21 protein-coding genes and 3 pseudogenes are annotated in these 21,071 nt (G+C 43.2%); 10 read left to right on the plus strand and 14 right to left on the minus strand.

The features are described 5' to 3' along the window. The first annotated feature begins 10 nt into the window (after nucleotides 1-10). The gene (gene rraB / locus BDE27_RS13860; protein ID WP_099132572.1) at nucleotides 11-433 is read left to right on the plus strand and encodes a ribonuclease E inhibitor RraB; all 423 of its coding nucleotides are present in this window, start codon (nucleotides 11-13) and stop codon (nucleotides 431-433) included. A gap of 82 nt (nucleotides 434-515) precedes the next feature. On the opposite strand, the gene BDE27_RS13865 is transcribed toward rraB, so the two are convergent. Beyond that, complete coding sequence (locus BDE27_RS13865; RefSeq protein ID WP_099132571.1) at nucleotides 516-1,019, minus strand: GNAT family N-acetyltransferase; 504 nt, start codon at nucleotides 1,017-1,019, stop codon at nucleotides 516-518. 47 nt (nucleotides 1,020-1,066) lie between these two features. After that, nucleotides 1,067-2,017 carry an Rpn family recombination-promoting nuclease/putative transposase gene (locus BDE27_RS13870; RefSeq protein WP_099132570.1) on the minus strand — a complete coding sequence of 317 codons (951 nt, stop codon included), beginning with the start codon at nucleotides 2,015-2,017 and terminating at the stop codon, nucleotides 1,067-1,069. A gap of 479 nt (nucleotides 2,018-2,496) precedes the next feature. Between BDE27_RS13870 and BDE27_RS20510 the strand changes: the two genes are divergently transcribed. From BDE27_RS20510 to BDE27_RS13885, 3 genes are all read left to right on the plus strand, one after another. Beyond that, entirely contained in the window at nucleotides 2,497-2,577 is an 81-nt protein-coding gene (locus tag BDE27_RS20510) for an inverse autotransporter beta domain-containing protein (protein WP_222941555.1), read from the plus strand. A gap of 902 nt (nucleotides 2,578-3,479) precedes the next feature. Further along, nucleotides 3,480-3,641 carry a 2-methylaconitate cis-trans isomerase PrpF family protein gene (locus BDE27_RS20025; RefSeq protein WP_244208794.1) on the plus strand — a complete coding sequence of 54 codons (162 nt, stop codon included), beginning with the start codon at nucleotides 3,480-3,482 and terminating at the stop codon, nucleotides 3,639-3,641. Continuing rightward, a complete protein-coding gene (locus BDE27_RS13885; RefSeq protein WP_422645825.1) occupies nucleotides 3,610-4,326 on the plus strand; it encodes a PrpF domain-containing protein in 717 nt (238 codons plus the stop codon). Before BDE27_RS20025 ends, BDE27_RS13885 begins: the two co-directional genes overlap by 32 nt. Here the strand turns inward: BDE27_RS13885 and BDE27_RS13890 are convergent. Then, nucleotides 4,271-5,308, minus strand: coding sequence for an IS630 family transposase (locus BDE27_RS13890; protein WP_120211325.1), 1,038 nt, complete (start codon nucleotides 5,306-5,308; stop codon nucleotides 4,271-4,273). The two genes, BDE27_RS13885 and BDE27_RS13890, sit on opposite strands and share 56 nt — an antisense overlap. Here BDE27_RS13890 and BDE27_RS13895 point away from each other — a divergent pair. Further along, a complete protein-coding gene (locus tag BDE27_RS13895; protein ID WP_099133892.1) occupies nucleotides 5,297-5,791 on the plus strand; it encodes a PrpF domain-containing protein in 495 nt (164 codons plus the stop codon). The two genes, BDE27_RS13890 and BDE27_RS13895, sit on opposite strands and share 12 nt — an antisense overlap. A gap of 34 nt (nucleotides 5,792-5,825) precedes the next feature. Further along, nucleotides 5,826-5,945: pseudogene (locus BDE27_RS20030) on the plus strand (ISAs1 family transposase); the annotation flags it as partial. On the opposite strand, the gene BDE27_RS13905 reads toward BDE27_RS20030, so the two are convergent. After that, nucleotides 5,938-6,843: a LysR family transcriptional regulator gene (locus BDE27_RS13905; RefSeq protein WP_099133891.1), complete on the minus strand. Its 906-nt coding sequence runs from the start codon at nucleotides 6,841-6,843 to the stop codon at nucleotides 5,938-5,940. The pseudogene BDE27_RS20030 and the gene BDE27_RS13905 overlap by 8 nt on opposite strands. Nucleotides 6,844-6,951: 108 nt before the next feature. On the opposite strand from BDE27_RS13905, the gene BDE27_RS13910 reads away from it, so the two are divergent. Both BDE27_RS13910 and BDE27_RS13915 read left to right on the plus strand, forming a co-directional pair. After that, nucleotides 6,952-8,334 carry an MFS transporter gene (locus tag BDE27_RS13910; RefSeq protein ID WP_099133890.1) on the plus strand — a complete coding sequence of 461 codons (1,383 nt, stop codon included), beginning with the start codon at nucleotides 6,952-6,954 and terminating at the stop codon, nucleotides 8,332-8,334. Beyond that, a pseudogene (locus tag BDE27_RS13915) lies at nucleotides 8,334-8,724 on the plus strand (DUF4440 domain-containing protein). The gene BDE27_RS13910 and the pseudogene BDE27_RS13915 overlap by 1 nt, the downstream one beginning before the upstream one ends. A gap of 167 nt (nucleotides 8,725-8,891) precedes the next feature. Here the strand turns inward: BDE27_RS13915 and BDE27_RS13920 are convergent. The 5 genes from BDE27_RS13920 to BDE27_RS13940 all read right to left on the minus strand — a co-directional run bounded on the left by BDE27_RS13920 (nucleotide 8,892) and on the right by BDE27_RS13940 (nucleotide 13,661). Further along, the gene (locus BDE27_RS13920) at nucleotides 8,892-9,878 is read right to left on the minus strand and encodes a methyltransferase (RefSeq protein WP_099133888.1); all 987 of its coding nucleotides are present in this window, start codon (nucleotides 9,876-9,878) and stop codon (nucleotides 8,892-8,894) included. Nucleotides 9,879-10,451: 573 nt separating this feature from the next. Next, nucleotides 10,452-11,225: an amino acid ABC transporter substrate-binding protein gene (locus BDE27_RS13925; RefSeq protein ID WP_099133887.1), complete on the minus strand. Its 774-nt coding sequence runs from the start codon at nucleotides 11,223-11,225 to the stop codon at nucleotides 10,452-10,454. A 56-nt stretch (nucleotides 11,226-11,281) separates the two neighbouring features. Continuing rightward, nucleotides 11,282-12,046, minus strand: coding sequence for an amino acid ABC transporter ATP-binding protein (locus tag BDE27_RS13930; protein WP_099133886.1), 765 nt, complete (start codon nucleotides 12,044-12,046; stop codon nucleotides 11,282-11,284). Next, nucleotides 12,024-12,731, minus strand: a complete 708-nt coding sequence (locus BDE27_RS13935) for an amino acid ABC transporter permease (protein WP_099133885.1) — start codon at nucleotides 12,729-12,731, stop codon at nucleotides 12,024-12,026. The genes BDE27_RS13930 and BDE27_RS13935 overlap by 23 nt, the downstream gene beginning before the upstream one ends. Before the next feature lie 156 nt (nucleotides 12,732-12,887). After that, nucleotides 12,888-13,661 carry an amino acid ABC transporter substrate-binding protein gene (locus tag BDE27_RS13940; protein WP_099133884.1) on the minus strand — a complete coding sequence of 258 codons (774 nt, stop codon included), beginning with the start codon at nucleotides 13,659-13,661 and terminating at the stop codon, nucleotides 12,888-12,890. Between the two features lie 238 nt (nucleotides 13,662-13,899). Between BDE27_RS13940 and BDE27_RS13945 the strand changes: the two genes are divergently transcribed. Next, nucleotides 13,900-14,580, plus strand: coding sequence for an AzlC family ABC transporter permease (locus BDE27_RS13945; protein WP_167450610.1), 681 nt, complete (start codon nucleotides 13,900-13,902; stop codon nucleotides 14,578-14,580). Beyond that, complete coding sequence (locus BDE27_RS13950; RefSeq protein WP_255430593.1) at nucleotides 14,580-14,906, plus strand: AzlD domain-containing protein; 327 nt, start codon at nucleotides 14,580-14,582, stop codon at nucleotides 14,904-14,906. The genes BDE27_RS13945 and BDE27_RS13950 overlap by 1 nt, the downstream gene beginning before the upstream one ends. A gap of 93 nt (nucleotides 14,907-14,999) precedes the next feature. On the opposite strand, the gene BDE27_RS13955 is transcribed toward BDE27_RS13950, so the two are convergent. The 5 genes and pseudogenes from BDE27_RS13955 to pepA all read right to left on the minus strand — a co-directional run bounded on the left by BDE27_RS13955 (nucleotide 15,000) and on the right by pepA (nucleotide 20,881). After that, nucleotides 15,000-15,407 (minus strand): type II toxin-antitoxin system HicB family antitoxin, encoded by a 408-nt coding sequence (locus BDE27_RS13955; RefSeq protein ID WP_099133881.1) that lies wholly within the window; start codon nucleotides 15,405-15,407, stop codon nucleotides 15,000-15,002. 63 nt (nucleotides 15,408-15,470) lie between these two features. Then, nucleotides 15,471-15,630 (minus strand): annotated as a pseudogene (locus BDE27_RS13960) (type II toxin-antitoxin system HicA family toxin). Nucleotides 15,631-15,903: 273 nt separating this feature from the next. Next, nucleotides 15,904-18,801: a valine--tRNA ligase gene (locus tag BDE27_RS13965; protein WP_099133880.1), complete on the minus strand. Its 2,898-nt coding sequence runs from the start codon at nucleotides 18,799-18,801 to the stop codon at nucleotides 15,904-15,906. 13 nt (nucleotides 18,802-18,814) lie between these two features. Further along, the gene (locus BDE27_RS13970) at nucleotides 18,815-19,291 is read right to left on the minus strand and encodes a DNA polymerase III subunit chi (protein ID WP_099133879.1); all 477 of its coding nucleotides are present in this window, start codon (nucleotides 19,289-19,291) and stop codon (nucleotides 18,815-18,817) included. Nucleotides 19,292-19,372: 81 nt separating this feature from the next. Continuing rightward, complete coding sequence (gene pepA, locus BDE27_RS13975) at nucleotides 19,373-20,881, minus strand: leucyl aminopeptidase (RefSeq protein ID WP_099133878.1); 1,509 nt, start codon at nucleotides 20,879-20,881, stop codon at nucleotides 19,373-19,375. Between the last annotated feature and the right edge of the window lie 190 nt (nucleotides 20,882-21,071).

Raw genomic sequence — 21,071 nt, forward strand, 5'->3', positions numbered from 1 at the left:
GGGGATTGGCATGGCAGACCCACATGCTTTAGAAGAACAGTGTGAAGAAACTCGCTTGATCATCGAAGAATTATTGGAAGATGGCAGTGATCCTGATGCACTCTATATTATTGAGCACCATTTTTCGGCAGAAGACTTCGACCAACTGGAAAAGGCAGCCCTTGAAGCTTTTAAATTAGGCTATGAAGTAACGGATGCAGAAGAACTGGAAACAGAAGATGGTGTTGTTTTGATGTGTTGTGATGTGATCAGCGAAAGTCGTCTGGAAGCTGAATTGATCGACGTACAGGTTGAACAGCTCATGGATCTGGCTGGAAAGATCGGTGTAAATTACGACGGTTGGGGAACGTACTTTGAAGACCCTAATGCGCCTGATGATGAAGATGACGGTGATCTCTTTCCCCCTGAGGACGATGAACCCAGACTCCATTAAGATCTTTTGAAGATTGCGTCAAACCAAATTGCCCCACTTAAACCGTGGGGCTGACTATCTTTAATTGAAAGCTATCATAGCATCATAATGCTTTGAGCATCCTGACTTCACAGTCGCTGTGGCCTGTATTGCCAAGAGGCTCATCAAGATAGCTGAAGCCCAGCTTTTCATACAAGGCAATGGCGGCTTTCAGATTCTCTGTCGTTTCCAGATAGCAGCGTTTAAAGCCTTGTTCTGTGCCAAATTCGAGAGAGTGCTTCACGATTTGCCGGGCAATACCTTTTCCCCGCAGTACCGATGAAAGGTACATTTTCTGTAATTCGCAAGTACCGCCATCACCACCAGCCAGAGGAGCAACACCGCCACCGCCAACGACTTCGCCATCCATTTCAACAACCCAATAAGCGCTGTGTGGCTGGTTGTAAACTTCGTACAGGGTATCCAGAATTGGATCAGCGACGGCAAAGCCTTTGTCTGCGGTTAAGCCATGCTCAGCAGAGACCTCACGGATCACAGCGGCAATGCCTGCATTGTCTTGTTGGGTGATGGGACGAATAACGTAATTGTGTGTTGTTTTTGTTGTCATTATTTTCTCTGCATATTTTTAAAAAGAGGGTAAAGGTGAGTGAGGAGTTATTGCAGGGAAAGCAGTTCTTCACGGCTCAGACCGGTACTTTCCATAATCAGTTCGATACTAGCACCATTTTTTAACAAACTACGTGCTATTTTTAGTCGTGCCTCACGTTGACCTTTTTCTTCACCTCGCTGAATACCCTGTTGCATGCCTTGCTGAATACCCTGTTGAAGACCTTCTTTCCGACCTTTTTCCTGTAATCGTTCAGCAATACTCATAATCGCCTCCTGATGACTATCTGCCTGTTCAATCAGTAGTTGGAGCACCTGTACAAAATACGGTGAATCCATCGTGTTAAACAGGTAATTAAGGATAGTAACCACATCGTTATCACTATTATAATTGTGCTTAAGGACCTGCGCCAACAACGTGGTCACTGCCTTAAACTCCTCCCGCAAATTTTTATGCTTCATCGCCAGTTCCATCACAGCGATTTTGCGATGATTCACCAGTTCGTTATCATCAATCACAGTCACATCGACTAACGGAAACGGATTAAAGTATATCTCTTCCGCCAATTCGGGCAATGAAAAGCATTGCGTCCAAGTCTGCTGGAAAGGATAAGGGCTGCGATTTCCGTGGTAAAACAAAACGGGTACAACCAGCGGCAGTGCCTTGTTTCCCTGTTGCAGATGCTGATTCATCGCCATAAACGAATAGTGCATCATTCGCCACGCCATCATTTTATCTGGGGTAGACTGATGTTCAACCAGGACATAGATATAGCCATCCCCCCGTTGTGTTTTCACCGAATAGAGGACATCCGACATTTTCGAACGCAACTGTCGGTCGATGAATGACGAGTTGGTTAACGCTAATGTGCTAAGATCACACAATTGCTTGATTTTTTCCGGCAGATGAATGTCAAAAAAATCTTTAGCGTTTTCAATCTGAGTCATGAATTCTTTGAAAGCCGCATCATGGGGTGTGGATGTGGTCTTTTTATTCATTATATTCGCCCGTTAACTTTTGAGTTCGATTGATTATAAACGCTTTACTTTGATGGAACATATAATATACCCCTATATCTTATACTATATAAATAAACCTCGTTTACGTTTAACCTGATCTTAATAAAAGTTCAATCAAAATAATCAACTCATTAATTAATTGTATTATTAAAAATAGTCATTAAGTGATAACTATTTTTAATAACGTAAAAGGAAAATACACAACTAGGATCATAAATAGGAGTAGATCCTAATTATTTAATATGAGGTGTGTGAATATGTTATCATATCCAGGCAGAATCATATTTTTATTCTTTTTTCTTTACACATTATTGGTACCTTATACGATAACGAATGCCTTTGCAGAGGGGGGCTCATAACTGAAAGATATAAGAGAAAAGCAAAGAATAAAGATAAAATTGGTGTGCGAGTTAATAAATCAAGTAAAAGACTTCTGAATTCGGATACTCATAAAAAACTTGGGATTCGGTGGACACTATTTTTATCAGGACTGGATGCATGGCCTGAATACCTTTTATGACTACGACTTGACGGAGTAAATTATTGCACTTATTCTTTTATCCACCCCTCGATTCTTAATCCATCCACTCTATTAAATTCTCTGGTATTATTAGTCACAATAATCAACCCCTTGTTTCTGGCGTGTCCTGCAATATGAAGATCATTATCACCTATTTTTTTCCTTGTTTTTCAAGTGTTGTTAGAATATCTCCATAATGAAAGGCAGTCAGTCTGGAAACGAAATCTGAAATAGTAGCGAGATTTTTTATAGTATTTGCACTTTTTTTCTGCTCTAAAAATCAATTCTGCTAACGTAATTGTAGAGGTAGCTATCTGACTGGCATGTTGATTAAACTTAGGTGTCATGATGAAACAACATGTAGGTAAAACTCTTCGTTTTTGCCTCAACTGGAAATAAACCACCCAAATTTACACCTTGAATCCAAGAGTCGTGCTCCATGAAGTGGCCTCCAATAGAGTTGGGCAACCAGCGTTGGGGGTCTTTATGTCCAATTATAGCAGAACACCTAAAATCGCTATCGCACAGTAACCTCATTCTGTCTATGATAGGCTTTTATCCTCAATGAAATGTGGTTGCGGTGAGGGTATTAGTGGGTACAGTCAGTAATCTCCTAATAACTGCTTCAGTTTTTTCTGAAAAATAAATAAAAGACAGTATGATTAGATAGTTATATTGGTGTTTAACTATTCATTACTAAAAAATATAGTCTTTGTTTATGTTTTATTGAATATATGTGCAATACATTTTTCCTGTCTTGTGATTATGTGGATTTATATCTAGGAAGTATGATGATTAATTATTTTCTTATGTTATGGTTTTTATTTTTGATATTAAAACTTACATAAGGAAAAATTACATATCTGATATTTATAACCGTCATTGGAAAAATAACTTTTGCAATTTAATCGTGGTAATAATATGAAAAAATTATCTTTTCCAATTCGCATTCCTCTCTATTATGTGCGAGGCGGAACTTCAACAGGTATCGTTTTACTACAAAAATATTTGCCAGAAAAAAAAAGAACTCAAGGAAGAGATTCTCAGGCATATAATGGGAGTGCCCCTGGAAGGAAGAAATGAAAATAATAAACAACTACAGGGGTTAGGTAGAGGAATAACCACTAGCAATAAAGCCTTTATCATTGATATCGATTATCAATCTAAACAGGTGATAAGTACTTTTGCACAACTTGAAAAAGAAAGTAGCACCGTATCGTGGGAGGTTAATTGCGGAAATATGACCTCATCAATACCTTTGGTGATAAGAGATCTTTCGGAAGAAAAATGGTTAATGCCTGATGGAAAATTAAGTATTTTTAATACAAACACCAATAAAAATATTGTGTGTACGATGACGAATGTAGCACCTAAATACCAACTGGCACATATGCCTGGCGTTATTGGTGATTTCCCAGAAGTTAATGTGTCATTTGAAGATCCCGCATGTTCAAAAACAAAAGCTCTTTTTCCGACAGGGAACTTGATTGACAAAGTTAATGGTATTCCAGTCACTGGTATCGATGTTGCTGTACCAATGATTATTATCAACGCAGAAAGTTTAGGGATTACAGGTTACGAAAATCCCAATGAAATTAAGAATAATAAAGTTTTACAAGAGAAAATCATGGAAATCAGGATAGAGATGGGGATTAAAATGGAAATTCGTAAGAAAAATGGAGCAGTGATGAATGAAAAGGATTTATACCAATCTAACTTGAAGATGCAGGTTTTAAAATCTGAAAATTATCAGTCAGTCGAGTCGTGAGCTCTTTCGCTTTTTCTGGCAAAGTGACATGAAAAAAGTGACGAAGAGTTTCACGGAAGGTCTTCGCATCCGGAAAATAGATATTGTTACGCACTTGCTCATTCATATACTTCCACAATCGCTCTATCGGATTGAGGTTTGGGCTGTAAGGCGGGAGGTAATGCAATTCAATATTCAGGACATACGCAATATCTTTCACCAACTCGGCTCGATGGTAACCCGCTCCATCCAAAATGATGTGGATTTTTTGCGAAAGCGGGTAAGTTTCTCGGAGCGCACCGAAGAAATAGGCGATATTTTCGGCATTGATGCGCGGATATTCACGGATCACGGTGTCTTCAATCCGTTGTAAATTCAGGGCGCCCAGAATATTGAGACGGGTACGACTGCCGGTGGTTTCGATCCCTTTTACCTGATTTTTTCCTGCTTTCATCCAGCCATAGCTGAGCTTTGTGGACTGTGAAGGATGCACCGCATCAATAAATAGGATCGGTTCATTCTGCCCCGCTTCCTCTTTCAGCGCCTTGTAGTCATCAATAAATTGTTGCTGTTTGTGCGCATCGAATTTATGAGGAACACCCTTGGGTTTTTTATAGCTGAAACCTTGGCGGTGAAGCCATTTTGTCATTCCGCCCACGCTGAAAGAAACCTGCCAACGGGCTTGGACATAGGCCACAATTTGGGTTGTGGTATGCATCAAATTGGCGGTCAAATAATCAATCAGGTCGGCGGTTTGTTCGGCAGAGAGATGGCTTTCAGAGCCGCCATTTTCTGGGGTGAGCTTTTCCTGCGCGATAAAATCTTTCAGGTGACGGCTGACCGTACTTTCATGAATACGCAAGGCCTGTGCAATCATCTGAGCAGTCCAACCTTCTGAGGCCAAAAGCACCGCCTTAATGCGATCACAGACTCGACTGTCGCGAGTAGTATCATGCATCAATTCAAGGGCGTGTTTTTGTTCTGGTGTCAGATGAATTTTCATGGTTGCATGCATGATCTGATTTGGATAAGAAATCAAGCATCTTCAATGGCGATTGGTATAAGCGAATCTATCACCCAACCCAAAGTCGCCATCGTTGCCCCTCCTTTATCCGAAGGGGATATTAATATCAGGTATCTCACACCCAAAAATGTTCATTTATCTATTGCAGTATCCGGTGGTTGTTGTTTAGCCGCTGCTTGCTGTTTTTCTGGAACTGTTGCCAGTCATATCTATTATTCTGATAGGGTGAATGGCAACGCTATTGTACGGATTGAACATTTGTCTGGAATATCTGAGTTTAGCATCACTCATGATGGTGAGCATATAAAGTATGCAAGCGCGCCGCGAAATGCTCAAATTCTGATGAAAGGTGAATTTTTTATTTATAATCCCAGTGATGAATTAATCTTGTCGCAAGCAATACCTTTGGACATCTCATCGGATCCCCGGCTACCCATTTGGTCAGCGCGTGGGCGGTGGTGAATCAACTCTGTTTTGGTCAGGTGAAAGAGCGCGTTATGAAAGGCGCTATTATATTACCAGCCACCGTGATGCCCTGGCCGAATTTATCGCGTGTGCCATACGCAGCCATTGGCATATTGAAAATAAACTGTACTGGCAATTAGATGTCAGTTTTTAGTAGCCCAGTCCCTTGAGCGTCTCTGAAGAAAATCAATCAGAGCACGTACCTTAGCGGAGATGTGGCGGGTATTAGGATAAACCGCATACACGCCCTGCAAAGGGAAATGGTAATCGGGCAGCAAATGTTGCAGTTCCCCGCTTGCTAGAGCGGACCGGACGAGCCACTCCGGTAGCAGCGCAACACCGCAGCCTTCCAGTATGAAACTCATCAGCGCAGAAGCACTGTCAGTTGAGAACCTGACAGGTCCAGTGATAGAAAAATCGAGCTTCTGCTGTTCAGGACCTGTTACTTGCCAGCGCAGAGGGGACTGGAGGCGAGTATGAATAACCCATTCTGCCTTACCTAATGTATTAAGCGAATCTATCGGGTGATTTTTAATCCATTTCGGCGCGGCCACTGGGATTATTGAAAAGTTGTCTATTAACGCTGCGTGATAACTGGAATCAGCCAATTTGCCAAGACGAATGGCAACGTCGAAGTGCTCTGAAATAAGATCGGCATGATAGGAAGACGAAACGTGGCGAATACTCAGCTTCGGGTGTGCCTGCCCGAATGCCACTAAAGCGGGGATGATCATTATAGAGCCATATTCCGGTGTACTGGTTATTCGTAACTCACCACTAAATCCGCTATGACTGAATTGCACATCGTTCACAATATCTTCTGTTTCTTTTAGAAGATGAACACTACGCCGGTAAAAAACTTCCCCCGCTTGCGTCAGTGCTAGACGTCGGGTTGTGCGTAGCAACAACGATACCCCAAGCTCCTCCTCCAGTTGCCGGATATTAAAACTAACTACTGCCTTCGTTTGTCTGAGCGTGGTAGCTGCTGATGTGAAACTTCCCGTCTCTACTACGGCTACAAACATTGCTACACGCTGTAAATTGAGCATAAATCTCCCATTTACTGTCAAATATTTTTTGACAGTGTATCACTGCGCCAGCTCTTTATCCCTCCCATTACCGGAATTATATTATTCATTTTTAACAGGGAAGAGAGTATGAATTATCGTAGTAAAGTTGCGATCGTTTACCTTCTTGGCTTTTTCCTCGACTTAGTAAATATGTTTATCTCCAATGTTGCTTATCCTACTATAGGTAAGGAAATGCATGTTTCCGTGGCAGAGTTAGCATGGATCAGTCATGGCTACATATGTGGGCTTACGCTTATTATCCCTCTCAGTGCGTGGTTGACACAGCGTGCAGGTGCCCGGCGGGTGTTCTTACTGTCGTTAGCCTTATTTGCACTGGGAACAGCGGCATCTGGATTTGCACATTCACTTGAGGAACTGGTTTTTTGTCGAGTTGTGCAGGGCATTGGCGGTGGACTGTTGATACCAGTCGGTCAGGCGTTGACATGGCCGCTTTATGCAAAACATGAGCGAGCTAAACTTTCATCTGCAATTATGTTGGTAGCGCTACTAGCCCCTGCACTATCTCCTGCCTTGGGTGGCGTGCTGGTCCAAACGCTCAACTGGCGCTGGGTGTTCTTTGCCAGTCTGCCGCTAACCCTGCTGACACTGATACTGGCTTTTATATGGTTACATGACGGGATCACGTCTGAAAAAAATAAAGCTCTCGATTTCTCTGGTCTTGTAATCGGATGTGTTGGCCTATTTCTCATTTTACTCGGAATGACAAAAATGAGTGAGGCGGGAAGCATTGCAAAAGGCACGATTCTTTTCTTATCAGGTATCATTCTGCTGGCCTTTTTCATTATTCGCAGTAGTCGGCATTCTGCACCACTTTTCAGCTTTCATCTCCTTTCTGACCCATTAATGCGCTTCTCAATGCTGGTTTATCAGTTCGTGCCAGGCCTGTTTATGGGGGTAAGTCTGGTTGGCGTCGTTTATCTGCAGACATTTCTCGGTATGTCCGCTGCTGAGACAGGAGCATTAATGATTCCCTGGTCACTGGCTTCGTTTCTAGCGATCACTGTTACAGGCAAAACATTTAACTGCTTGGGACCACGACCACTCATCATGACCGGTTGTCTGTTACAGGCGATAGGCATTTTGTTATTTTCGGTGGTGACTCACGACGGGCAAAACTACCTGCTAGTGACGGCTTTTGCACTGATGGGGATGGGGGGGAGTTTGTGTAGCAGTACCGCCCAGAGTAGTGCTTTCCTTGAGGTATCAGCCACAGCCATGCCTGAAGCAAGTGCATTGTGGAACATAAACCGTCAGCTCAGTTTCTGCTTTGGTGTAGCGCTGTTGAGCCTGCTACTCAATCTGTTTATTAGCCATCTCGCACTGCGACAGGCTTATATGTGGACATTTTATACAGCAGCAGCCGGTGCCCTTATTCCACTCCTGCTCAGCTTGAGTATTAATAACCGGAACATAAAACTTAATCTTTTATCATCAGAAGAGAATAGATAATGAACCATTATATTAATGAAGTGTTGGAGGCTCATGTTGCCATTGAGAACTGGCTTGGTAAAGGTGAAGGAGACGTGCAGACACTCCTTGACCGTTTCAGTCAGGATTATTCAATGATCACGATAACAGGCACGATGCTTGATCATGAGTCTCTGAGCCGTTTTTTTTGTTGCTAAACGTGCAAGCCGCCCGGGATTACATATTGTCGTGGATTCGCTGTGTGTTTTGGAAGAGTGGGAGAATGGGGCTATAATTTTATATCGTGAACAGCAGACTGAACCCGACAAAGAGACTACAATTCGCTGGTCAACCGCTGTCTTTCATCTTCATGCAGATACACCTGTCTGGCTTCATTTGCACGAAACATTACAGCCAAACAATCCAGATTAAATGGATAATTATGGGAATCAGGTTACAGTCTAATTACTGAGACGGTATCTGAGTTCTATTTAAGCCCGTCACTAAGAAATCTTCTTCCGAATGGGAAATATTCAGTGACGGTTTCTTCCATTTAAGATAGTAAGCAATAAGCTTACCTAATTTACCCAGAATTCAGGTTATTGAGACTTTATTTTTTTCATTTCAATAATATATTGGCTGCCTCCCGTCAGGGAGAAATTCAGGTTGTATGTATTTGTGATAGAGAGTCCAGCCTGTTTTGCTATAGATTCAAATTCTGATTGATACCGTTCTTTACCTGATAAAAGGATATCCATATGTAAATCAAATGATTCTGCCTCTGCATCATTTTGATCTTTAAGCATGTCGATAACATATAAAACGGAATCTTCACCCATTGCTTTATGGCAATTCTTGAGAATATCAATGGCTTGATTATCTGGCCAATTATGCAAAACATTTTTTATGCAATAAGCATCATATCCTGATGGAATAGAGGAAAAGAAATCGCCATTGATAAAAGTGATTCCTTCTGATTCTCGCTTAGTAAAATTATACTGATCCATAACGTGAAATTGGATATGTGGGTAGTGCATTTTTATATTTTGGGCTAAAGAGCCTTGGCCTCCTCCTATATCCATGATTGAAGAAATACCATTTAGAGGAATATGCTCAATAATATGTTTATTCATTGCATCGGTAATTTTTGTCATTAAATTATCAAAAGTAGTTTTAAGGATTTTATTATGTTCATGACTTAAATAATCAAAAAATTTCTCTTGATGATTAAGTTCAAAAGCCGACTTGCTATTTATTTCACTTAAGGACGCACTGTATTGTGACCAGGCGTTCCAGCTGATTGGACTTAATTCGAATTTTACATGTAATGTTTCAAGGCTGTTTGGATCACTTAGTGATGAACATTGCTCAGTAAGGTAAAATTTATTATCTTTTTTTGTTAATACATTAAGGGATTGCATATAATTCAATAGCCGATGGAATCTATCCTGGGAAACATGGCATAGTTGAGCAAGTTGCTCCAGAGTCTTTCCATCTTGGGTGCTTAAATATAGTGGTGCCTTGCTTTCTACAAAAGCAAACAGTGCGTTAGATTTACGATAAGCAGTGGTCATGTCTGATAGCATTATTTATTTTCCTTAACTCATTTGTAGGTTATTTTGTTTTCAGTGAAATAAATTGCATCATAAAATTTTATAGCGTTTGGTTAAATACTTTAGTTTATTTAAGTATATTAATTAACATTAATAAATGATGTTGATTTGCGAAGGGGGGTGTTATTTTTTAATAATGATTTCAAGATGTTGTATCCGCAGTTCTTTCATATTTGGATACTGTGAGCCATTCAAAGTATCAGCTAGTGGTCGTCTTGGCATTGACCCTTTAATTTCCAGTACATGCATAGCAGCCAAAATATCTTCCTGTAGTTTATCAGATTATTCATTAAACCACTGGTCAAATAATTTTGTTGTTGTTATTTCCCACACACTGACCCTCTTTATATAATCATCAAGTCATTTATGAAATTGAGAAGTAGGTTAGGTGTAACACGACTAATACAGTAAATTACGACGAATGTTTGGGAGTGGAAGGAAATTACGTCAGAATGTAGTGTCATTCTCCCCGTCCTTTTGTGACAGCGTCTAAAGAACGGGGTTTTCTGGATAAAAACAACGCCATATTCTCAGGCAAAGAAAGATTTATTTAGAAATATCCACGCCAAAATATTTCTCAGAGATACGGGCATATGTACCGTCATCCTTTATCTCTTGCAGAGCCTTATTCACTGCTTCCAGTAACTCAGCATCCCCTTTACGTAGCAAAACGGCTGATTTACTCGCATCGGTTTGTTGGGCGACAATTTTTACTGGTGCATTAGGGCGCTGTTTTTTGAAGTCAAGGAATGATAGGCGATCATTGAGTGTGGCATCAGCGCGTCCGGTAGCGACCAGATCAATGGCCTGGTTGAAACCGTCTGTACTAACCAAACTCGCGCCGTAAGACGTTGCCAATTGCCCGTAATTGCTGGTCAGTGATTGAGCTGAGCGTTTACCTTTAATATCTGCGAAGGTTTTAATATCACTGTTATCATTACGGGTGATCAACACAACCTGAGAAGTCGTGTAAGGAATGGAAAAACTGTATTTCGCTGCCCGTTCGGGGGTGACGCCGACTTGGTTGATAATAGCGTCAAAACGTTTAGCATCCAACCCGGCAATCAAGCCATCCCATTTAACTTCCATAAATTCAGGTTTGACATTCAAACGCTGGGCTATTTCCCGGGCGATATCCACGTCAAAGCCGACTAATTTATTGCTGGCATCGTGGTAGGTAAAAGGAGGATAAGTGCCTTCCGTGCCAACCTTAAAGACGCCAGAGGCTTTGATAGCATCAAAATCTTCGCCGGCATAGCCAGGGGCAGAAATAGCAAGGGCAGTCGCACTCGCCAGTAACAGACTCAAAATTTTTTTCATTGCTTTTCTCCAAGTAACGGTGTTTCTCTGGATAAATAATGTACCGTGACTGCTTGCTATATTTCCCAGTCCGGTAAGGTTTCTGTCAGGGTTGAGATAAACTCGACAGTACGCACCTTAGCAGGGCGGGTAAAGAGGGTTTTTGCCGCCCCCGATTCAATAATCTCGCCAGATTCCAGAAATACGACATTATGAGCAAGATTGGCAGCCAGACGCAGATCATGCGTTGCCATTAACATGGTAGTGCCTTCTCCTGCCAACTGTTTCAAAACCGAGACGACTTCTTTAGATAATTCAGGATCAAGTGCCGATGTTGGTTCATCGCACAGCAGCACTTTGGGGGACGGAGCCATCGCTCTGGCGATTGCCACACGTTGTTGCTGACCGCCTGACAATGTGGCTGGCCAAACATCCGCTTTGTGGGATAATCCAACTTTTTCCAGCAACGCCAGCGCCCGTTCTCTGGCGCGTTCGCGGGACCATTTTTGTACCCAAATCAGCCCTTCCATAATGTTTTCAATCACCGTCAGATGAGGGAAAAGCTGGAAGTTCTGGAATACCATGCCAGTTTGCAGGCTAAAACGTTGGATTTCCCGATGTGGCAATCGTTCCTTACCGGTAAAGGTGATCTGCTCTTTACCAATTTCCAGCTTGCCAGCCTGTGGGATCTCCAACAGATTAATACAACGCAGCAGGGTGCTCTTTCCACTACCGGAAGGGCCAATAAGTGCCGTCAGGCTGCCTTCTTTAATGGTCAGGTTAATATTTTTCAGCACCTTCTGTCCGTCGAAACTTTTTTCAATGTTGGTAAGCTGAATCATCTTTGGCTTCCTTATTATTATTGCTATTTTGCTGGGTGAATTTCTTTTCCAACCGGACTTGCAGTGCTGACAATACTGAACTTAAGAGCAGGTAGAGAATGGCGGCCTCGGTATACAGGATTAACGGTTGATAAGTGACGGCGGCGATGCGCTGTGCCGCCAGAAACATTTCTGGCACAGTAATAACGGAAGCCAGAGAGGTATCTTTTACCAGCGAAATAAAGGTATTAGACAAAGGAGGAATGGAAACCCGTGCCGCCTGAGGCAGAATGATCCGGCGCAGTGATTGCCACCAACTCATGCCGATAGAATGAGAGGCTTCCCATTGCCCCTTGGGAACAGAAATCAGCGCAGCACGGATCACTTCTGAGGTATAAGCCCCGACATTCAGGGTAAAGCCGATAATGGCGGAAGTGAATGCTTCCAAAGTAATGCCTGCGCTGGGCAGGGCGTAGAAGATCAAGAATAGCTGTACCAACAGAGGTGTACCGCGAATCAACCAGACATAAAACCGAACGACAGCAATCAGGGGTTTAGGACCATATAGCCTGATTAAAGCAACGATAAATCCCAATGAGATCCCAAGTACGAATGTAATCAGCGTGAGGGGAATAGTGAATGTCAGGCCGGCATAAATCATCGGCCATAGAGAATCCAACGCTAAATTGAGCCATGATGGGGTCATAGAACCTTCCTGATAGATATTAAAAATATGTTTATTTTTTATGGGGTTGTTTTAATGATGATATGGCAAGAAAAGGTGAACGTTATATACAATAAAGTTATAGCTTAGAACCTGAAATGTACGTTAAGAGCCCATTCCATCAGGCTCTTGTTTTAATTATTGGTCTGTCCTTTCAGCGAAATATTTATCCCAGATACGTTGATAAGTACCATCCGTTTTTATCTCAGTAATCGCTTTATCTACTGCGGTTTTTAATTCAGTGTCGTTTTTACGCAATAACACGGCAGTTTGTGCTGCCCGGGTATCTGCGGCAACAATTTTTACCGGAGCATCCGGGCGATGTTTTTTGTAATCGAGGTAAGAAAGTTTATCGTTGATGGTGGCATCAGCACGACCTGTACTTACCAGATCTACTTCCTGATTAAAACCATTAGTGCCGATAATGTCGGCGCCATAATGCCTGGCGATCTGGGCAAAGTTATTGGTCAGGGTATGTGCCGATTTTTTTCCTTTTAAATCGCTAAATGTCTTAATATCGTTGTTATCTTTTCGGGTAATCAGTACGGCTTCTGAAATAACGTAAGGTAAAGAGAAGCTGTATTTTTTCTCACGTTCCGGTGTAATGGCGATTTGGTTCATCACGGCATCGAAACGTCCGGCATCAAGCCCACCAATCAAACCATCCCATTTGCCTTCAATAAATTCAGGCTTCACTTTCATGCGCTGAGCAATTTCACGACCGATTTCCACATCAAATCCGGTCAGGTTTCCAGAGGCGTCATGATAACTGAATGGGGCATAGGCACCTTCAGTTCCAATCCTGAATATTCCCGTGGAATGAATGTTATCAAGAGTAGATTGTGCATAAACGAAGTGGGTGAAACCCAATTGAATAATGCCCGCTAATAATATATTTAGTATGGATTTCATGTTATCTATTTCTCCGAGGGGAATTATTGTTTTTAAATTATTTTTACTATAGAGGTAATATCATAAGATTTATATATAAAATAAAGTTATATCATATCCTGATGTCATTGCTAATCAATAAGATTTATATTGATTATCGTTTAATTATATTTATCATAAAATGTATCGATTTCTCAGCTACCCTAAATATAACGTTAAATATAGGTGCCCAGTGTTGAATTCATTCTTTAGGAAAGGCATGGTTGATTCTTTGCCGGTTTGTATCTCCTTTTTCCTTATTTTTACTTCGATTGGTGCTCTTTATCAAAGTCACGGCATTCCATTAATGGAAACATTAGTCGGATCATTGTTGATATATGCTGCACCGTTACAAGTCGCTGCGGTGGGTTATCTGACTGATGGGGCGATACTTTCTGTTATCATTCTGGCATTGTTGATCAACTTCCGCTTTTTCTTGATGGCAATAGTGATGTCACAATATTTTCATAGCATCCCTAAGCGAAATATTTTGCTGTCGATGCTGGGATTTAGCGCCAGCACTTATACAGTGACGCATTCACATCTCTCTGCGGAAAATATCACGGATGGAAAGTCCCAATTTCATTTTTATCTAGGCGTTGCAGTACCTTGTTTTGTGATTACATTTTGTGCCACTTTACTGGGGTATATTTCGGCAGAATATCTGGATTATGGTTCCCTTTCACTGTTCCTCGTGATGTTGGTTCCCATCCATTTTGCTTCCCTGACTGCCAAGCGTTCGGGCAAGGATATGTCTGTCTTGGCGACAGTGATGGGAGGGGTTTGCGCCCCGTTATTGAATGAAGTGGATATGAAATTAATGGATCTCGCAGTCCCTATTTTATGCGGAATAGTGATTGCGTTCATTGAACGGAAAATCAGAAAGGATAGAAGCTCATGATGCTGTTGATCGTATTGATGGGATTAATAAGTTTCATATTAAGGATAGCCCCTTTTTTAATGAATAATAATCGCTGGTTTAAGGGAAAGGGATTGCTAATTACTTCCCTGGATTATGCCATCTGTTTTATTCTGGGGACGATTATCGTTAATATTTCATTAAATAATTTATCCTTAAGTGAATTAATTGAACAGTTTAATATTAAATATGTGTTCGCATTGATTACGGTGATGTTGGCTTATTTTATTAGTAAATATACGAACTCAATATTAAAGAGTTTGGTGCTTTCCCTGCTATTTTTTATGTTGATGCAATGGTTGTGGTAAAGGAGTTGGCCTATAAATTCAGATGGGCTGAAACAAAAGTATTAGTCTGTGATTGGCTAAGTTGGAAGTCAGGGCAGTTTCCTGCCCTGTAGGTTAAGGATGAGCAATTTCCTTTCTTGCTAATTCAGCGAGAAAAGAAGAACGGTTTTTATAGTGACCATTTTTCTCAATGTAGCGATCTATCGCAGTTAATAAATTGCCGGGCATGGTCAAGTTGAATTTCACCGCCTTTGATTCGTATTTCGCTGGATCTAACTCAATGAGCGCAATAACCCCGCCATCTTCAGATAAGCGGTCATCACCGATGTAATCCGATGGATTTTTGGGTGCAGGGACATACCCGCCTTGTTCAGTCAAAACCTCCATATGCTGTCCGAAAGCCCTTTCAGCATCACGGATAGTTTCTTCCAAGGTATTGCCAGCGAAAAAACAGCCGTCAACATCGGGAAAGTAACCGTCGAAACCATCTTCTGTTTTAAAGATAAAAAGCGGATAAATCATAATATTACCTCGTCATTTATGATAAGTAGTACAGAGAAGGAGCGGTTATACCGTTCCTTTTTGTTACAACAATTTCAATCCTGAAATGTTCTGTGCCTGCCGGGATAACGCCTTTTGACACATCCTTTCGGGGATGCGGTACGGTGATTATCTTTGCGATCCCCGGTTTGGTTAACGTGATATGGCTTCCGTCTTGCCGTGCCTTTGTCCACCCGTTAACCATCAGGCGTTTGATTAACTTTTGTACTACTCATCAACCCTCCATTTTGCTAATTGGTGGGTATAATGCCTATAAAGCTTCCAGTGATCAATATATTTATGGGTGTTATACCCATAAAGAGAGTCATAAATATGACACATATTCCCCAACTTCACTGACGAAATAGGGGAGGGGCATTCATGGCGGCATACTGTTAATGCAGAATAGATTGCACAAAAAAAGCCACTGCAAACTAAATTACAGTGGCTTATATGAATAAATTTCAACTAAGAAAAATTACAGTGCAGCGATAGTCTCTTTCTGCGCCAGTAATTTCTCTTTTGCGGCCTTGTTGGTTGCCAGGCGTTCGCGCTCCTTGGTAACTACGGCTTCCGGTGCACGGCTGACAAAACCTTCGTTAGTCAGTTTGACTTCAATACCACTAATCTCTTTATCCAGCTTCTCGATTTCTTTATCCAGACGCGCCAGTTCTGCATCTTTATTAATCAAACCGGCCATTGGGATCAGCACTTCAGCCCCATTGATTAGTTTGGTGACAGAAACAGGTGCTTCTTCTCCTGCCGCTAATACGGTAACAGAAGAAAGACGGCCCATTGCCTGAAGGAAATTGAGGTTTTCAGCGACACGGCGTTGTGCATCATCATTTGCATCACGCAGCAGAACTTCCAGCGGTTTGCTTGGCGCGATGTTCATTTCTGCACGAATGTTACGTACTGCAATGATCGTTTCCTTGATCCACTCCAGATCGTTCAGCGCCAATTCATCGACTTTCTCCTGATCGAATTCAGGGAAAGATTGCAGCATGATGGTATCTGCCTCGATGCCTTTGACGACTTTTACTCGTTGCCAGATGGTTTCAGTGATAAATGGAATGATTGGGTGTGCCAGACGCAGCAAACCTTCCAAAACTTCAATCAGGGTATGGCGAGCTGCACGGACTTCAGCTTCTGTACCTTTGTTGATTGCCGGTTTGGATAGTTCCAGATACCAGTCACAGAATTGGTTCCATGTGAATTCGTATAGAATGTTAGCGGCGATATCGAAACGATAAGTATCCAGTGCTTCACGATAGTCTTTAACGGTCTGGTTGAACTCTGCCAGAATCCAGCGATCTGCCAGTGATAGCGACATTTCACCACCGTTCTGGCCGCAATCCTGTCCCTCAGTGTTCATCAGCACGAAACGGCTGGCATTCCACAGTTTATTACAGAAGTTACGATAGCCTTGCAGGCGCTTCATGTCCCAGTTGATATCACGACCGGTAGAAGCCAGTGCTGCCAGAGTGAAACGCAGGGCGTCAGTACCGTGGGCTTCTATGCCTTCCGGGAACTGTTTTTCGGTACGCTTGCGGATTTTCTCTGCCATTTGTGGCTGCATCATATTGCCGGTACGTTTTTCCAGCAGGTTTTCCAGAGAGATACCGTCGATCATATCCAGAGGGTCGATAACGTTCCCTTTGGATTTTGACATCTTCTGGCCTTCTTCATCGCGAATCAAGCCAGTCATATAGACTGTCTTGAATGGCACTTGTGGCTTGCCGTTTTCATCTTTGATGAAGTGCATGGTCAGCATGATCATGCGGGCAATCCAGAAGAAAATAATATCGAAGCCGCTGACCAGCACATCAGTTGGATGGAAGGTTTTCAGCGCTTCAGTTTGCTCAGGCCAGCCAAGGGTGGAGAATGTCCATAGTCCAGAGGAGAACCAGGTATCCAGGACGTCTTCATCTTGAGTCAGGATGATATCTGCACCTAAATTGTTCTCGCGGCGAACTTCTTCTTCATCGCGGCCAACATAAACATTGCCTTGTGCGTCATACCACGCCGGAATACGGTGGCCCCACCACAACTGACGGGAAATACACCAATCCTGAATATCACGCATCCAGGAGTAGTACATGTTTTCGTATTGTTTTGGTACGAACTGGATATCACCGTTCTCAACTGCTTCAATCGCCACTTTCGCCAGTGGTGCGGTACGAACATACCATTGGTCGGTCAGCATTGGCTCGATAATTACGCCACCACGGTCGCCGTAAGGAACTGTCAGGTCATGAGGTTTGATTTCAACCAGCAGGCCCTGTTTTTCGAATTCGGCCACAATCGCTTTACGGGCAGCGAAACGCTCCATGCCACGGTATTCAACAGGAATGTCAGTCGAGTAGATAGCGGAAGCTTCGCCGTTGCTATCGAAGACTTCTGCGGCTTCGCAAATATTGCCGTCGAAAGTCAGGATGTTGATCATTGGCAGGTTGTGGCGCTTACCGACTTCATAGTCATTGAAATCGTGGGCTGGGGTGATTTTCACGCAGCCAGTGCCTTTTTCCATATCTGCGTGTTCATCGCCAACAATAGGAATGCGGCGGTTCACCAGTGGTAAGAGGATTTCTTTGCCAATCAGATCCTTATAACGTGGATCTTCCGGGTTCACGGCAACACCGGTATCCCCCAGCATGGTTTCTGGGCGAGTTGTGGCAACAATCAGGTAGTCTTTGCCTTCCGCAGTCTTAGCGCCGTCAGCCAGCGGGTAGCGTAGGTGCCACATGGAACCTTTCACTTCACGGTTTTCGACTTCCAGATCAGAAATCGCAGTGCGCAATTTCGGATCCCAGTTAACCAGGCGCTTGCCACGGTAAATCAAATCTTCTTGATACAGACGAACAAAGGCTTCTTTAACCGCTTTGGACAAACCTTCATCCATCGTGAAGCGCTCACGCTCCCAATCTACGGAGTTACCCAGACGGCGTATCTGGTTGGTGATATTGCCACCCGATTCTGCTTTCCATTGCCAAATTTTGTCGATAAAAGCTTCACGACCATAATCATGGCGGGTTTTGCCTTCTTCTGCCGCGATTTTGCGTTCAACAACCATTTGAGTCGCGATACCCGCGTGGTCAGTCCCTGCTTGCCACAGGGTATTTTTACCCTGCATACGTTGGTAACGCACCATGGTATCCATAATAGTCTGCTGGAATGCATGTCCCATATGCAGGCTACCAGTGACGTTTGGTGGCGGAATGACGATGCAGAAACTTTCACGGCTGGTATCGCCATTCGGCTTGAAGTAACCACTCTGTTCCCAGTGGTTGTAAAGGGGTTGCTCTATCTCTGTCGGGTTGTATGTTTTATCGAGAGATGGCTCAGATTGCGTTTGATTAGCGGGTGTCTTTTCCATTGTGTCTTGATATTCAATAGGTTGGCGGGGTTGCCATGGTCAAATTAAAGCCGACGCTACGATAAGATTTATATCGTTCGCGCGCTAACTGTTTCAGATTTTCATCAATAGGAACGAAGTCTATCACTTCATGGAAAGCTGTGGCAAAGTCTGCAAAATGAGGAAGCAGTGTCACCAACACATCGCGGGGAGCATTGCCTCTTTTTTGCGGCCAGCACAACTCCACGGGGGTGCCATAGCGGGGACCTTCGCCGGCAAGATTGTGCGGTACAAATTGGCTCGGCTCTCGTTGCCATAATGCTTCATCCAATTTTTCGGCCTGTTGTTGGCTTTCACAAGCAATCAGGATCCGCTTTCCTGCACGCCATTGATCAGCAGCAAGCTGACATGCCAGCCATTCATGTGGCTGTAGATCATCTGACGATGATTGTTCCGATAACCGCTTTTCCGGTGACAGCTTTTCTAATAAATAGAAGGTGGCGTTTTTCATAGTTTCTTGGTTGCAAGATTACTGGAAACAGTAAGGGTATTGCAGTTGCAATACCCTTAATTCCATTAAGCGGCAGGAGCATTAATCATCAGAATTCAAACCTGAACGATTTAACAGGAATTGTGATAAGAGTGCAACCGGACGACCTGTTGCTCCTTTCGCTTTACCTGAACGCCATGCTGTACCCGCGATATCCAGATGTGCCCAGTGGTATTTGCTGACAAAGCGGGACAAGAAAGCACCTGCGGTAATTGCACCACCAGAGCGTCCGCACGCGTTTACCATATCCGCAAAATTGGATTCTAACTGCTCGGTATATTCATCAGCCAACGGTAGACGCCATGCACGATCGCCTGCTTGCTCTGAAGCATTCAGTAGTTCATGTGCCAGTGGATTATGGTTAGACATCAGGCCAGTATAATGGCCACCCAGAGCGACGACACAGGCGCCGGTCAAGGTTGCGACATCAATGACCGATTCCGGCTCAAAACGCTCAACATAAGTCAGCGCATCACACAGTACCAGACGACCTTCCGCATCGGTGTTTGTCACTTCAACGGTCTGGCCGGACATGGTAGTCAGAATGTCTCCAGGACGATAGGCGCGTCCGCCAGGCATATTTTCACAACCTGCCAGGACACCGATGACATTGATTGGCAATTGCAGTTCAGCAACAACGCGCATGGCGCCATAGACAGAAGCGGCGCCGCACATATCATATTTCATCTCATCCATGCCTTCGGAGGGTTTGATCGAGATACCGCCGGAATCAAACGTCAGCCCTTTGCCCACCAATACGATCGGTTTCGCATTGGTGTCTGTGCTGCCTTTATACTCCATGACTGCCATCAGGGATTCATTCTGCGAACCCTGACCAACCGCCAGATAAGAATTCATACCCAGCTCTTTCATCTGCTCTTCACCAATGACTTTGGTGGTCAGATTAGCCACGTTATCAGCAAGCTGGCGCGCCTGTGATGCCAAATACGCAGCATTACAGATATTGGGTGGCATATTGGCGAGATCTTTCGCCGCCTTGATACCCGATGCAATGGCAAGACCGTGCTGAATAGCGCGTTCACCGCTGGTCAATTCGCGGCGGGTCGGTACATTGAACACTATTTTGCGCAGTGGGCGACGCAGTTCATTTTTGCTGCTCTTGAGTTGATCAAAAACATACAGTGACTCTTTGGCTGTTTCGACCGCTTGACGTACTTTCCAGTAATTATTACGTGCCTTCACATGCAGTTCTGTCAAGAAACAAACTGCTTCCATTGAGCCGGTTTCGTTGAGAGTATTGATCGTTTTCTGGATAATTTGCTTATACTGGCGTTCATCCAGTTCGCGCTCTTTTCCACATCCAACCAGCAAAATACGCTCAGACAGTACATTCGGAACATGATGTAGCAACAAGGTTTGACCTACCTTGCCTTCAAGTTCACCACGGCGTAATAAGGCACTGATATAGCCATTACTTATTTTGTCAAGTTGCTCTGCGATAGGGGAAAGACGGCGGGGTTCAAATACGCCGACAATAATACAGGCACTGCGCTGTTTTTCCGGGCTACCGCTCTTTACACTAAACTCCATGAGTTCTCCTGAATCTTAAAGACAAAGACGGATACAATCGCTAAAATACCGCGTTCCGCATTCATTCATCCCAAAGAAAATTAACGGTTATGTTAAGCTAAGCATATTATTTTTTGGTACTTAGATAACGATAACTATGTTCTAATTGGGAACCAATATATGGAATGCTTTGGTATCATTTTAGCGATGG

It is taken from the genome of Xenorhabdus ehlersii (genome assembly GCF_003610465.1).
Classification (GTDB): domain Bacteria; phylum Pseudomonadota; class Gammaproteobacteria; order Enterobacterales; family Enterobacteriaceae; genus Xenorhabdus; species Xenorhabdus ehlersii.

What these genes read in the sequence shown, in the direction of transcription:
- BDE27_RS13940 (WP_099133884.1), bottom strand. Translation starts at nt 13,661, where the DNA reads ATGAAATCCATACTAAATATATTATTAGCGGGCATTATTCAATTGGGT.
- BDE27_RS13890 (WP_120211325.1), bottom strand. Translation starts at nt 5,308, where the DNA reads ATGAAAATTCATCTGACACCAGAACAAAAACACGCCCTTGAATTGATG.
- BDE27_RS13945 (WP_167450610.1), top strand. Translation starts at nt 13,900, where the DNA reads ATGGTTGATTCTTTGCCGGTTTGTATCTCCTTTTTCCTTATTTTTACT.
- BDE27_RS13955 (WP_099133881.1), bottom strand. Translation starts at nt 15,407, where the DNA reads ATGATTTATCCGCTTTTTATCTTTAAAACAGAAGATGGTTTCGACGGT.
- BDE27_RS20025 (WP_244208794.1), top strand. Translation starts at nt 3,480, where the DNA reads ATGAAAAAATTATCTTTTCCAATTCGCATTCCTCTCTATTATGTGCGA.
- BDE27_RS13920 (WP_099133888.1), bottom strand. Translation starts at nt 9,878, where the DNA reads ATGCTATCAGACATGACCACTGCTTATCGTAAATCTAACGCACTGTTT.
- BDE27_RS13965 (WP_099133880.1), bottom strand. Translation starts at nt 18,801, where the DNA reads ATGGAAAAGACACCCGCTAATCAAACGCAATCTGAGCCATCTCTCGAT.
- BDE27_RS13925 (WP_099133887.1), bottom strand. Translation starts at nt 11,225, where the DNA reads ATGAAAAAAATTTTGAGTCTGTTACTGGCGAGTGCGACTGCCCTTGCT.
- BDE27_RS13895 (WP_099133892.1), top strand. Translation starts at nt 5,297, where the DNA reads ATGAATTTTCATGGTTGCATGCATGATCTGATTTGGATAAGAAATCAA.
- BDE27_RS13910 (WP_099133890.1), top strand. Translation starts at nt 6,952, where the DNA reads ATGAATTATCGTAGTAAAGTTGCGATCGTTTACCTTCTTGGCTTTTTC.
- BDE27_RS13870 (WP_099132570.1), bottom strand. Translation starts at nt 2,017, where the DNA reads ATGAATAAAAAGACCACATCCACACCCCATGATGCGGCTTTCAAAGAA.
- rraB (WP_099132572.1), top strand. Translation starts at nt 11, where the DNA reads ATGGCAGACCCACATGCTTTAGAAGAACAGTGTGAAGAAACTCGCTTG.
- BDE27_RS13970 (WP_099133879.1), bottom strand. Translation starts at nt 19,291, where the DNA reads ATGAAAAACGCCACCTTCTATTTATTAGAAAAGCTGTCACCGGAAAAG.
- BDE27_RS13935 (WP_099133885.1), bottom strand. Translation starts at nt 12,731, where the DNA reads ATGACCCCATCATGGCTCAATTTAGCGTTGGATTCTCTATGGCCGATG.
- BDE27_RS13950 (WP_255430593.1), top strand. Translation starts at nt 14,580, where the DNA reads ATGCTGTTGATCGTATTGATGGGATTAATAAGTTTCATATTAAGGATA.
- BDE27_RS13905 (WP_099133891.1), bottom strand. Translation starts at nt 6,843, where the DNA reads ATGCTCAATTTACAGCGTGTAGCAATGTTTGTAGCCGTAGTAGAGACG.
- BDE27_RS13865 (WP_099132571.1), bottom strand. Translation starts at nt 1,019, where the DNA reads ATGACAACAAAAACAACACACAATTACGTTATTCGTCCCATCACCCAA.
- pepA (WP_099133878.1), bottom strand. Translation starts at nt 20,881, where the DNA reads ATGGAGTTTAGTGTAAAGAGCGGTAGCCCGGAAAAACAGCGCAGTGCC.
- BDE27_RS13930 (WP_099133886.1), bottom strand. Translation starts at nt 12,046, where the DNA reads ATGATTCAGCTTACCAACATTGAAAAAAGTTTCGACGGACAGAAGGTG.